This window comes from Streptomyces sp. NPDC048424 (assembly GCF_040651555.1).
GTDB lineage: Bacteria > Actinomycetota > Actinomycetes > Streptomycetales > Streptomycetaceae > Streptomyces.
In genome coordinates this window covers 180,241-193,433 of sequence record NZ_JBEZKE010000002.1, presented here as the reverse complement: position 1 = coordinate 193,433, position 13,193 = coordinate 180,241, and the positions used below count along the sequence as shown (strand labels likewise).

The 13,193-nt window shown below is 68.8% G+C and carries 8 protein-coding genes; 5 read left to right on the top strand and 3 right to left on the bottom strand.

The annotated features are described in order from the left end of the window. Positions 1-7 precede the first annotated feature (7 nt). The 5 genes from AB0D29_RS03395 to AB0D29_RS03375 all read left to right on the top strand — a co-directional run bounded on the left by AB0D29_RS03395 (position 8) and on the right by AB0D29_RS03375 (position 4,621). Positions 8-409: an ATP-binding protein gene (locus AB0D29_RS03395; RefSeq protein ID WP_362851941.1), complete on the top strand. Its 402-nt coding sequence runs from the start codon at positions 8-10 to the stop codon at positions 407-409. A gap of 131 nt (positions 410-540) precedes the next feature. Next, positions 541-1,440, top strand: a complete 900-nt coding sequence (locus AB0D29_RS03390; protein WP_362851940.1) for a peptidoglycan-binding protein — start codon at positions 541-543, stop codon at positions 1,438-1,440. A 49-nt stretch (positions 1,441-1,489) separates the two neighbouring features. Next, positions 1,490-1,798 (top strand): hypothetical protein, encoded by a 309-nt coding sequence (locus tag AB0D29_RS03385; protein WP_362851939.1) that lies wholly within the window; start codon positions 1,490-1,492, stop codon positions 1,796-1,798. Then, on the top strand, positions 1,795-2,049 hold the full coding sequence (locus tag AB0D29_RS03380) for a hypothetical protein (RefSeq protein ID WP_351599075.1): 255 nt from the start codon (positions 1,795-1,797) through the stop codon (positions 2,047-2,049). Before AB0D29_RS03385 ends, AB0D29_RS03380 begins: the two co-directional genes overlap by 4 nt. 106 nt (positions 2,050-2,155) lie before the next feature. After that, entirely contained in the window at positions 2,156-4,621 is a 2,466-nt protein-coding gene (locus tag AB0D29_RS03375; protein WP_362851938.1) for a YfhO family protein, read from the top strand. Positions 4,622-4,738: 117 nt separating this feature from the next. Here the strand turns inward: AB0D29_RS03375 and AB0D29_RS03370 are convergent, their stop codons facing one another. The 3 genes from AB0D29_RS03370 to rplL form a co-directional block, all read right to left on the bottom strand. Then, positions 4,739-8,638, bottom strand: coding sequence for a DNA-directed RNA polymerase subunit beta' (locus AB0D29_RS03370; protein ID WP_362814593.1), 3,900 nt, complete (start codon positions 8,636-8,638; stop codon positions 4,739-4,741). 97 nt (positions 8,639-8,735) lie between these two features. Further along, a complete protein-coding gene (gene rpoB / locus AB0D29_RS03365) occupies positions 8,736-12,218 on the bottom strand; it encodes a DNA-directed RNA polymerase subunit beta (protein ID WP_030710308.1) in 3,483 nt (1,160 codons plus the stop codon). A gap of 587 nt (positions 12,219-12,805) precedes the next feature. Then, positions 12,806-13,189 carry a 50S ribosomal protein L7/L12 gene (rplL, locus tag AB0D29_RS03360; protein ID WP_030710306.1) on the bottom strand — a complete coding sequence of 128 codons (384 nt, stop codon included), beginning with the start codon at positions 13,187-13,189 and terminating at the stop codon, positions 12,806-12,808. Positions 13,190-13,193 lie beyond the last annotated feature (4 nt).

The window sequence follows — 13,193 nt, the reverse complement described above, 5'->3', positions numbered from 1 at the left end:
GACTCCCATGAACACCGACCCGACCCAGCCCTGGGGCATCGCCATCGACTACGCGGGCCGGGCCACCGTCACCGAGGGCGGCCACACCGTCCTGGTCCGCGTCTACGACGCCGGTCTCGGCGGCAGCCTGGAACCGGACCCGGTCTCGGGCTACCCGGCCGTGTACGTGACCGCCCAGTTCACCGAGAACGGCGACCTCGGCGCCCAGCTCCGCGGCTTCGGCCAGGTGGTCCTGGACCCCCCGCCCACCGGCCCGGTCCTCCCCGACCCCACCGCCATCCCCACAGCCGTATCCGCCGCCCTCACGGACTTCAACTCCCGAGTCACCGCCTACACCACCCTCTGCAACAAGTTCAGCCCCACCAATTCCAGCCCCGCCGGCACCCCCTCCAGCCCCGCCGGCGTTTGAGGCGCGGGGTCCGGGGCGGAGCCCCAGCAACGGCCCGCACCGCGCACCACACCGCACCGCCACACCCCCCGCCCCGCCCCGCCCGCAAAAGATCCCGCGGCCGGGGCTTTCCCATGCCCGAAGGAGCCCCCATGGCCACCCCCCTCACCGCCGACACCCTCCTCACCGCCCTCAAAGCCGAAGGCGTGAACGTCGTCGAGTACCCCGGCTGGCGCACCCACAACCGCAACCACAAGGGCGCCTGGGGCCCGGTCAACGGCGTGATCGTGCACCACACCGTCAGCAGCGGCAGCGCCGAAAGCGTCGCCCTCTGCCACGACGGCTACGACGAACTCCCCGGCCCCCTCTGCCACGCGGTGATCGACAAGGCCGGCGTCGTCCACCTCATCGGCCACGGCCGCACCAACCACGCCGGCCTCGGTGACGGCGACGTCCTCGACGCCGTCACCGCCGAGACCACGCTCCCCGCCCCCCGCCGCAACGACACCGACGGCAACGCCCACTTCTACGGCTTCGAGTGCGTCAACCTCGGCGACGGCCGCGACCCCTGGCCCGAGGCCCAGCTCGACGCCATCGAGCGCGCCTCCGCCGCCATCTGCCGCGCCCACGGCTGGCAGGCCCCCTCCGTCATCGGTCACAAGGAGTGGACCAACACCAAGGTCGACCCCCGCGGTTTCACCATGGAGTCGATGCGCGCCCGGATCGCCTACCGCCTCGCGGGCACCGCGGGCCGGGGCGGGTCCGCCCAGCCGGTCCCCGCCCCGGCGACCGGCGGCCCGGGCTACCAGCCGTTCCCCGGCGCAGGCTTCTTCACCTCCGCCCCGGACTCGCCGGTCATCACCGCCATGGGCCGCCGCCTGGTCGACGAGGGCTGCTCGGCCTACTCCGTGGGCCCCGGCCCGCAGTGGTCGGAGGCCGACCGCCGCTCGTACGCCCGCTGGCAGCAGAAGCTCGGCTTCCGCGGCGCCGACGCCGACGGCTGGCCGGGCCGCACCTCCTGGGACGCCCTCAAGGTCCCGTACTCCGGCTGACCGCACCCGCCCCACGCACTCGCACACGCACCACGAAAGAAGGCCCCCCATGTCCGATGCCGCGAAGCGCACCGCGCGCACCATCGTCCAGACGGCCCTGGCCGTAGCCGTCCTGCTGCCCGCCCTCGTCGACGCGTCCGGGATCCCCGCCGCCCTCCCCTGGGTGGCCGGCGCCCTCGCCGCTGCCGGCGCCCTCGCCCGGGTGATGGCGGTACCCGGCGTCCAGGCGGTGCTGCCCGGCTGGCTGCGCACGGAGTGGCCGTACGACGCCGACCGGGAGCTCCTCGCCCTCGCCGCCCGCAACGACACCAGCGCCGGCACCGGCACCGGCGACCGCGAGGAGGGCGACCGCGCATGACCGACCCCGACCCGCTCTCCGTCGCCGTGGAACTGGAACGCCTGCGCGGCACCATGGAGGCCGGCTTCGCCCGCGTCGACGGTTCACTCGCACTGCTGGTGCAGCGCAGTGACCAGACGGACGCGCGCCTCGCCGACCACGAGGCCCGGCTGGACTCCCTGGAGCGCGCCCGCTGGCCCCTGGCCAGCGTGACCGCGCTCGCGGCCGTCTCCGCCGTCGCCGTCACGGCCTGGCAGATCACCGGCCAGTAGGCGCTCCCTCCGGGGCACGGGGCGGCCCGTCCTGCGGGCCGCCCCACCCCGGCGACCTAAACTGGCGGCTTGCCGTCGAGCAGCAGGGAGCAGGACATTGGGGACCGTGGCACCGGAGCAGACCGCAGTCGGCGCTCCTCCCCCCGACCCCGATCCCGGTCCCGCCCGGCGGCCGCGCCGCCGGGCCGCCCGGCTCTACGGGCCCCTGCTCGCCTTCCTCGTCACCTCGGCCGCCTTCTGCGCGGCCTGGGTGGCACGCGGCACCTTCCCCCTCGGCGACACCGGCCGCGCCCTCAACGACCAGGCCAACCAGTACGTGCCCTTCCACCGGGCGCTGTGGGACCTGGTCCACGGGCAGGCCGCCGGCGACCTGCTCTTCACCTGGCGCGGCGGCTTCGGACAGCAGTTCCTGTCCGACTACTACACCTACCTCGGCAACCCCTTCTCCTGGCTGGCCGTCCTCGTCCCGCGCGCCCACGTCGACCTGGCCGTCTTCGCGATCACCCCGCTCACGATGGGCGCCGCCGCGGCCGTCATGACGGTGTACCTCGGCAAGCTGCGCCCCGGCCCGTGGTGGCAGCGGGGCGTGCTCGGAGCCACGTACGGCCTGTGCGGCTGGGCGCTCAGCGACGCCTCGTACATCCCGATGTGGCTGTGGGGTCTGGTCGCGCTCCCGATGCTCGGCATCGCCGTCGAGTGGTGCCTGGAGGAGCGCCGCTGGCCGGGCGTGGCCCTGCTGGTCGCGCTCGCCTGGTTCGGGAACTTCTACACCGCGATGATGGCCACGATGGCCGCCTGCATCCTGCTGGCCATCCGCCTGATCACCCGTGACATGACGGGCCGGCAGCGGCTGCGCGCCGTGTGGCGGGCCGCGACGGCCGCCGGGACCGGGATCCTGCTCACGCTCCCGCTCCTGCTGCCCTCGTTCCTGTCCAGCGGAGCCGCGCAGCCCACCAAGGCCGCCGCCTTCGACCCCGTACGCATCGAGGTCTTCTTCGCGGGCATGCTCCCCGCCACCCACCTGTGGGGCGGCCGGCCGCGGCTGTACGTGGCCTCGCTGGGCCTGATCCTGGCAGGCAGCTTCCTCCTCAACACCCGGGTCGCGAAGCGGACCCGCCTGGTGTGGGCGGCGGCGACCCTGCTGGTGCTCGCCTCCTTCCAGTTCCCGCCGACGCAGTTCGTCTGGCACGGGCTGGCGGTGCCGAACGGCAACCCGTACCGCGAGACCTTCGTGTTCAGCGGCATGGTGGTGATCGTCGCCTGGCTGGCGCTGGCGAACCGGCCGCGCCCCCTCCACCTGGCCCTGGCCGCCGCCCTGCTCGTCGCGGCCACCTTCGTCCTGCGCCACACCGACGACTTCGGCGGCTGGACCTGGCCCGCCGTGCTCGGCGGCGGCGGGGTCTCGCTGCTCGCGCTCCTCCTGCTCTCCCTCGGCGAGAAGCGCCGCTACCTCATCCCCGTGGCGGCGGCCCTGATGATCGGCGTGGTCTTCGCGGAGTCCACCGTCGCCGCGGCGAACGCCGACTCCCGCCGGGCCCGCGAGCGCTGGGCCAAGCCGATCGCCACCTCGAACCGCTCGATCACCGGCCACTTCGACGCGGTCCGCGGCGTGGCCGGCTGGCCCGCGTACCGCACCGACTCGGGCGCACCGCAGACCTCGTACAACGACGCCCTCGCCCTGCGGGCGGAGGGCCCGCAGTACTACAGCAGCTACCTCCCGGAGGCCACGTACCAGGCCCTCGAACCCCTCGGCTACGGCTTCAAGAACGACGGCCGGACCTTCTTCGGGGCCGACAACCCGGTGCTCGACGCGATCTTCTCGATCGGCGCGCGGGTCCGCCCGGGCTCCGAACCGGGCACCTGGACGGCCTCGAAGTTCCCCGCACCCCCGCTCGTCACCGTCCGCACCGGCCCCTACGCCTCCCCCAACCCGGCCGACAGCGTCTACGCCCGCCAGGAAAACGTCCTGGGCGCGACCGTCTACCAGGTCCCGCAGGTCACCCGCGCGGGGACCGCCACCGAGCAGACGTACGCCGCCCAGTGCACCCCCGGCTCCGAGGCCTACTGGTTCTCCCCCGCCCTCTACGGAACCCTCGAAACCGGCGGCGGCCGGCACCGGCTGGAGGACGAGATGACCGGTGTCGTCCCGCTCGGTCCGGTCCCCGCCTCCGGCCGGATCGACGCGACGGTACGGACCCAGACCAAGGACGCCACCGCCGGCGACCACCCGCTGGGCTGCCTGAACCGCGCGGACCTCGACACCGCGGTCCGCCACCTCACCGACACCGGCGCCACCAAGGTCACCGCGGGCGGCCACTCCATCGAGGCCACCCTCCCCCAGGGCACCACCGGCACGGCGGTCCTGGCCCTGACCGACGTCCCCGGCTGGGAGTGCTCCGCCCCGGCCAAGAGCTTCCACGGCCTGCTCTCCGTGGACCTCCCCCCGGGCACCCACAAGCTCTCCTGCACCTTCACCCCCAGGGGCCTCACCCCAGGCCTCGCAGCCGGCACCCTCGGCCTGATGATCCTCCTCGCCGTCACCACCACCCCCCTCCGCCGCCGCCGCACCTGAGCCCGTCCCCCGGGGTCCCGTTCCTGCGGGGACGGGACCCCGGGGGACGGGACCCGGGAACGAGGAAACCCCCCGCCGCTCCTCTCGGAGCGACGGGGGGTTTCTTCATACGAGCTGTCAGCCGTTGTACGGGCCGTAGTCGTAGTCCTCCAGCGGGACAGCCTGGCCGGAGCCGGTGCCGAAGGGCGAGTAGTCGATGTCGTCGTAACCGACGGCCGAGTACATCGCGGCCTTGGCTTCCTCGGTGGGCTCGACCCGGATGTTGCGGTAGCGGGCGAGGCCCGTACCGGCCGGGATGAGCTTACCGATGATGACGTTCTCCTTGAGGCCGATGAGGCTGTCGGACTTGGCGTTGATCGCCGCATCCGTCAGGACTCGGGTCGTCTCCTGGAAGGAGGCGGCCGACAGCCAGGATTCCGTCGCCAGCGAGGCCTTGGTGATACCCATCAGCTGCGGACGGCCGGAGGCGGGGTGACCGCCCTCGGTGACCACGCGACGGTTCTCGGTCTCGAACTTCGACCGCTCGACCAGCTCGCCCGGCAGGAGCTCCGCGTCGCCGGACTCGATGATCGTCACGCGGCGCAGCATCTGCCGGATGATGATCTCGATGTGCTTGTCGTGGATCGACACGCCCTGCGAGTTGTAGACCTTCTGGACTTCGCCGACCAGGTGGACCTGGACGGCACGCTGGCCGAGGATGCGCAGCACGTCGTGCGGGTTGGTGGCACCCATGGTGAGCTTCTGGCCCACCTCGACGTGGTCGCCCTCGTGCACGATGACCTTGGCGCGCTTCGAGATCGGGAACGCCGTCTCGTCGCTGCCGTCGTCGGGCGTGATGACGATCTTCTTCGTCTTCTCGGTCTCCTCGATCCGCACGCGGCCGGCGGCCTCGGAGATCGGGGCGACACCCTTCGGGGTACGGGCCTCGAAGAGCTCGACGACACGCGGCAGACCCTGCGTGATGTCGTCACCGGCCACACCACCGGTGTGGAAGGTACGCATCGTCAGCTGGGTACCGGGCTCACCGATGGACTGGGCGGCGATGATGCCGACCGCCTCACCGATGTCGACCAGCTTGCCGGTGGCGAGCGAGCGTCCGTAGCAGAAGGCACAGGTGCCGACCGCGGACTCACAGGTCAGGACCGAGCGGGTCTTGACCTCCTCGACGCCGTTGGCGACCAGGGCGTCGATGAGCACGTCACCGAGGTCGACGTTGGCCGGCGCGATGACCTTGCCGTCGATGACGACGTCCTCGGCCAGCATGCGGGCGTAGATCGAGGTCTCGACGTCGTCGGCCTTGCGCAGCACGCCGTCCTCGCCGCGAACGGCGATCTTCAGCTTCAGACCGCGCTCGGTGCCACAGTCCTCCTCGCGGATGATGACGTCCTGCGAGACGTCCACCAGACGACGGGTCAGGTAACCCGAGTCGGCGGTACGCAGGGCGGTGTCCGCCAGACCCTTACGGGCACCGTGCGTGGAGATGAAGTACTCCAGAACGGTGAGGCCCTCACGGAAGGACGCCTTGATCGGACGCGGGATGGTCTCGTTCTTCGCGTTCGACACCAGACCACGCATACCGGCGATCTGTCGCATCTGCATCATGTTTCCTCGGGCACCCGAGTCAACCATCATGAAGATGGGGTTCGTCTTGGGGAAGTTCGCGTTCATCGCCTCGGCAACCTCGTTGGTCGCCTTGGTCCAGATCGCGATGAGCTCCTGCGTGCGCTCGTCCTTGGTGATCAGACCGCGCTCGTACTGCTTCTGGACCTTCTCGTCCTGCGCCTCGTAGCCCGCGACGATGGCCTTCTTGGCCTCGGGCACGACGACGTCGGAGATGGCCACGGTGACGCCCGAACGGGTCGCCCAGTGGAAGCCGGCCGCCTTCAGGTTGTCGAGCGTCGCCGCCACGATGACCTTGGGGTAGCGCTCCGCCAGGTCGTTGACGATCTCGGAGAGCTGCTTCTTGCCCACCGAGTAGTCGACGAACGGGTAGTCCTCGGGCAGCAGCTCGTTGAAGAGCGCGCGGCCCAGGGTGGTGCGCAGACGGAAGCTGTCGCCCGGCTGGAACTCCTGCTCGCCCTCCTCGGCGACCGGCGCCACCCAGCCACGCGGCGGGATGGTGCCCACCGGGAAGCGGATGTCGACGGACGACTGGAGCGCCAGCTCGCCGTTGTCGAACGCCATGGTCGCCTCGGCCGTGGAGCCGAACGCACGGCCCTCGCCCTTGGTGTCACGGAGCTCACCGTCGGTGGTCAGGAAGAACAGACCGAGGACCATGTCCTGGGTCGGCATCGTGACCGGACGGCCGTCGGCCGGCTTGAGGATGTTGTTCGAGGACAGCATCAGGATGCGGGCCTCGGCCTGCGCCTCCGCGGAGAGCGGCAGGTGCACGGCCATCTGGTCACCGTCGAAGTCCGCGTTGAACGCGGTGCAGACGAGCGGGTGGATCTGGATGGCCTTGCCTTCGACCAGCTGGGGCTCGAAGGCCTGGATGCCGAGGCGGTGCAGCGTGGGCGCACGGTTCAGGAGGACCGGGTGCTCGGCGATGACCTCTTCGAGCACGTCGTACACGACCGTGCGGCCGCGCTCGACCATGCGCTTCGCCGACTTGATGTTCTGCGCGTGGTTCAGGTCGACCAGGCGCTTCATCACGAACGGCTTGAAGAGCTCCAGCGCCATGGCCTTGGGCAGACCACACTGGTGCAGCTTCAGCTGGGGACCGACGACGATCACGGAACGCGCGGAGTAGTCCACGCGCTTGCCGAGGAGGTTCTGACGGAATCGACCCTGCTTGCCCTTCAGCATGTCGCTGAGGGACTTCAGGGGACGGTTGCCGGGGCCGGTCACCGGACGACCACGACGACCGTTGTCGAAGAGGGCGTCGACGGCCTCCTGGAGCATGCGCTTCTCGTTGTTCACGATGATCTCGGGGGCACCGAGGTCGAGAAGGCGCTTCAGGCGGTTGTTGCGGTTGATCACGCGGCGGTACAGGTCGTTCAGGTCGGAGGTCGCGAAGCGGCCACCGTCCAGCTGCACCATCGGACGCAGGTCCGGCGGGATCACCGGCACGCAGTCCAGAACCATGCCCTTGGGCTTGTTGCTGGTCTGCAGGAACGCGGAGACGACCTTGAGGCGCTTGAGCGCACGGGTCTTCTTCTGGCCCTTGCCGGTACGGATGATCTCGCGGAGGCGCTCGGCCTCCTCCTCGAGGTCGAAGGACTCCAGGCGCTTCTGCAGCGCGGCGGCGCCCATGCAACCGTCGAAGTACGTGCCGAAGCGGTCACGCAGCTCGCGGTAGAGCAGCTCGTCGCCCTCGAGGTCCTGGACCTTGAGGTTCTTGAAGCGGGCCCACACCTCGTCGAGGCGGTCGATCTCGCGCTGGGCGCGGTCACGGAGCTGCTTCATCTCGCGCTCGGCACCTTCGCGCACCTTGCGGCGTACGTCGGCCTTCGCGCCCTCGGCCTCGAGCTCGCCCAGGTCGGTCTCGAGCTTCTTGGCACGGCCTTCGAGGTCCGCGTCACGGCGGTTCTCGATCTGCTGGCGCTCGACGGAGACGTGCGCCTCCAGCGACGGGAGGTCGCGGGTGCGACGCTCGTCGTCGACGAACGTGATCATGTACGCGGCGAAGTAGATGACCTTCTCGAGGTCCTTCGGCGCGAGGTCCAGCAGGTATCCGAGGCGCGACGGGACGCCCTTGAAGTACCAGATGTGGGTGACGGGAGCGGCAAGCTCGATGTGGCCCATCCGCTCACGGCGCACCTTGGCGCGCGTGACCTCGACGCCACAACGCTCACAGATGATGCCCTTGAAGCGGACACGCTTGTACTTGCCGCAGTAGCACTCCCAGTCCCGGGTAGGACCGAAGATCTTCTCGCAGAAGAGTCCGTCCTTCTCGGGCTTGAGGGTGCGGTAGTTGATGGTCTCCGGCTTCTTGACCTCGCCGTGCGACCAGGTTCGGATGTCGTCCGCGGTGGCAAGGCCGATCCGCAGCTCGTCGAAGAAGTTGACGTCGAGCACTGTGCGTCAATCCCTCTTTCGGGGTCGAGTCTCAATCATGGTCTGAACGGTCCCGGGGATGACGGGGGGCTCTTGAGCGAGCCCCCCGTCAGGCCCGTCAGACCTCTTCGACGCTGCTCGGCTCGCGCCGGGACAGGTCGATACCGAGCTCCTCCGCCGCGCGGAAGACGTCCTCGTCGGTGTCGCGCATCTCGATGGACATGCCGTCCGAGGACAGCACCTCCACGTTGAGGCAGAGCGACTGCATTTCCTTGATGAGCACCTTGAAGGACTCGGGAATGCCCGGCTCGGGGATGTTCTCGCCCTTGACGATGGCCTCGTAGACCTTCACGCGGCCGGTGACGTCGTCGGACTTGATGGTCAGCAGCTCCTGGAGGGCGTAAGCGGCGCCATAAGCCTCGAGCGCCCACACCTCCATCTCACCGAAGCGCTGGCCACCGAACTGAGCCTTACCACCCAGCGGCTGCTGCGTGATCATGGAGTACGGACCGGTCGACCGAGCGTGGAGCTTGTCGTCGACCAGGTGGTGGAGCTTGAGGATGTACATGTACCCGATCGAGATCGGGTCCGGGAACGGCTCGCCGGAGCGGCCGTCGAACAGACGCGCCTTGCCGGACGGGAGGACCAGGCGGTCGCCGTCGCGGTTCGGGATGGTGTGCTCGAACAGGCCCGCGAGCTCGTCCTCACGCGCACCGTCGAACACCGGGGTGGCGACGTTGGTACCCGGCGCGACCTTGTCGGCGCCGATGACCTTCAGCCGCTCGGCCCATTCCTCGCCGAGCCCGGAGACGTCCCAGCCGCGGCTGGCGAGCCAGCCGAGGTGGATCTCCAGGACCTGTCCCGGGTTCATTCGGGACGGGACACCCAGCGGGTTCAGGATGATGTCGACCGGCGTGCCGTCCTCAAGGAAGGGCATGTCCTCGATCGGAAGGATCTTGGAGATGACACCCTTGTTGCCGTGGCGGCCGGCGAGCTTGTCACCGTCGGTGATCTTGCGCTTCTGGGCGACGTAGACGCGGACCAGCTGGTTCACGCCCGGAGGAAGCTCGTCGCCCTCCTCGCGGTCGAAGACGCGGACACCGATGACCTTGCCGATCTCACCGTGAGGGACCTTGAGCGAGGTGTCACGCACCTCGCGGGCCTTCTCACCGAAGATCGCGCGGAGCAGGCGCTCCTCCGGGGTCAGCTCGGTCTCACCCTTGGGCGTGACCTTGCCGACCAGGATGTCGCCGGCGACGACGTCCGCACCGATGCGGATGATGCCGCGCTCGTCGAGGTCCGCGAGGACCTCCTCGGAGACGTTCGGGATGTCCCGGGTGATCTCCTCGGGGCCGAGCTTGGTGTCACGGGCGTCGACCTCGTGCTCCTCGATGTGGATCGAGGAGAGGACGTCGTCCTGCACGAGGCGCTGCGACAGGATGATCGCGTCCTCGTAGTTGTGACCTTCCCACGGCATGAACGCGACGAGCAGGTTCTTGCCGAGGGCCATCTCGCCCTCTTCGGTCGCCGGTCCGTCGGCGAGGACCTGGGACTCGATGATCCGGTCACCCTCGTTGACGATGACCTTCTGGTTGACCGAGGTGCCCTGGTTCGAGCGGGAGAACTTGGCGACGCGGTACGTGGTGTACGTGCCGTCGTCGTTGGCGACGGTGATGTAGTCGGCCGAGACCTCCTGGACGACACCGTCCTTCTCCGCACGGATCGAGTCACCGGCGTCGACCGCACAGCGGTACTCCATGCCGGTGCCGACGAGCGGGGCCTCCGCCTTGATGAGCGGAACGGCCTGGCGCATCATGTTCGCGCCCATGAGGGCACGGTTGGCGTCGTCGTGCTCCAGGAAGGGGATCATCGCGGTCGCGACGGACACCATCTGGCGCGGGGAGACGTCCATGTAGTCGACGTCGTCGCCGGCGATGTAGTCGATCTCGCCGCCACGACGGCGCACCAGCACGCGGTTCTCGGTGAAGCGCATGTCCTCGGACAGGCCGGCGTTGGCCTGGGCGATGACGAAGCGGTCTTCCTCGTCGGCCGTCAGGTAGTCGACCTCGTCGGTGACGACGCCGTCGATGACCTTGCGGTACGGGGTCTCCACGAAGCCGAACGCGTTGACGCGGCCGTAGGAGGCGAGCGAGCCGATCAGACCGATGTTCGGGCCTTCAGGGGTCTCGATCGGGCACATGCGGCCGTAGTGCGACGGGTGAACGTCACGGACCTCGAAGCCGGCCCGCTCACGGGACAGACCGCCGGGGCCCAGCGCCGACAGGCGGCGCTTGTGGGTCAGGCCCGAGAGCGGGTTGTTCTGGTCCATGAACTGCGACAGCTGGCTGGTGCCGAAGAACTCCTTGATGGAGGCGACGACCGGCCGGATGTTGATCAGGGTCTGCGGCGTGATGGCCTCGACGTCCTGCGTGGTCATGCGCTCGCGGACGACGCGCTCCATACGAGCCAGACCCGTGCGGACCTGGTTCTGGATGAGCTCGCCGACGTTGCGCAGACGACGGTTGCCGAAGTGGTCGATGTCATCGGTCTCGACCACGATCGAACGGCCGGACTCGCCGGTCGTCTCGGTCTCGCCGGCGTGCAGCTTGACCAGGTACTTGATCGTCGCGATGACGTCGTCGGTGGTGAGCACACCGGCGTCGAGCGGCTCGTCGGCGCCGAGCTTCTTGTTCACCTTGTAGCGGCCGACCTTGGCGAGGTCGTAGCGCTTCGGGTTGAAGTAGAGGTTCTCGAGCAGCGTCTGAGCGGCCTCGCGGGTCGGCGGCTCGCCCGGGCGCAGCTTGCGGTAGATGTCGAGCAGCGCGTCGTCCTGACCCTGGGTGTGGTCCTTCTCCAGGGTGGCGCGCATGGACTCGTACTCGCCGAACTCCTCGAGGATCTGCTCGGTGGTCCAGCCGAGAGCCTTCAGGAGGACGGTGACGGACTGCTTGCGCTTGCGGTCGATGCGTACACCGACCATGTCGCGCTTGTCGATCTCCATCTCCAGCCAGGCACCCCGGGACGGGATGATCTTGGCGGAGAAGATGTCCTTGTCGGACGTCTTGTCGATGGAGGAGTCGAAGTAGACACCAGGGGAGCGGACAAGCTGCGACACGACGACACGCTCGGTGCCGTTGATGACGAAGGTGCCCTTGTTGGTCATGAGCGGGAAATCGCCCATGAAGACCGTCTGAGACTTGATCTCTCCGGTCTCGTTGTTCGTGAACTCGGCCGTGACGAACAGCGGAGCCGCGTACGTGAAGTCGCGCTCCTTGCACTCGTCGACAGAGTTCTTCGCCGGCTCGAAACGGTGGTCGCGGAAGGTCAGCGACATCGACCCGGAGAAGTCCTCGATCGGCGAGATCTCCTCGAAGATCTCTTCCAGACCGGACTTGGTGGGGACGTCCTGTCCACTCTCAAGCGCCGACTCGACGCGAGACTTCCAGGCAGCATTGCCGAGAAGCCAGTCAAAGCTCTCGGTCTGCAGCGCCAGGAGGTTCGGAACCTCGAGGGGCTCCTTGATCTTTGCAAAGGAGATGCGCAGCGGGGCGGTGCTGGCACCGTTGTTCGTATTGGTCGAGGCGTTGCGCGAGGCGGCCAAGAGGGGGTCCTTCCGAGGGCTCGGACTCACTACGCGCGTACCGGTCCCAGCAGACACAGAAGACAAGCCCCCCAAATCCAGCTGAAAGGCCAGGTCAGGGCGGATCAATCAAGTGTGCTCAAGCGTGGGCATGTCCCTGGCGACGGGCAGGGGACAGCTAACAGGCAGCGCAAAGGGTCAGTGTAGCCACTCGGCTCACTGATGTCCAGACCAGGTTTCCGGAAACCGGCAACAGGCCTTCCCCAACTCGTTCCACCAACGCAGTGTTCATCCGACCCTGCGTCCAACGCGTGCGGCTCTCGTACACAGAGCGCGTATCAGTACTGCCCTCTTCGTAGTCGATCCATGCCTCAGATCTCGGATCGAGGTGGTCGACCTCTCGACGGGTCTGAGAATTGCGCGCCGCGTCCCGTTCGTCAAGGCCCCCTGCTCCGAGCGGATCATCTTCGGACCCTGCTTCGGGGCAACGATGATCACCCTACTCCCCAACGAGACCAGGGCAAGTCAGGCACTGCGGGTACGCCAAAGGGCGACCACCCTTACGGGTGATCGCCCTCGGTTGAGGCCTCAGAGAGGCCTCAGAGGTGTTACTTGACCTCGACAGCCGCGCCGGCAGCCTTGAGGGACTCGGCGGCCTTGTCAGCGGCCTCCTTGGCGACCTTCTCGAGGACCGGCTTCGGGGCGCCGTCCACGAGGTCCTTGGCCTCCTTGAGGCCCAGGGAGGTCAGCTCGCGCACGACCTTGATGACCTGGATCTTCTTGTCGCCGGCACCGGTGAGGATGACGTCGAACTCGTCCTGCTCCTCGGCGGCCTCGGGGGCAGCGCCACCGGCGGCGGGGCCGGCAACGGCGACGGCCGCGGCGGCGGTGACGTCGAACTTCTCCTCGAAGGCCTTCACGAACTCAGAGAGCTCGATGAGGGTCATCTCCTCGAACTGGGCGAGGAGGTCGTCCTGAGAGAGCTTCGCCATGATG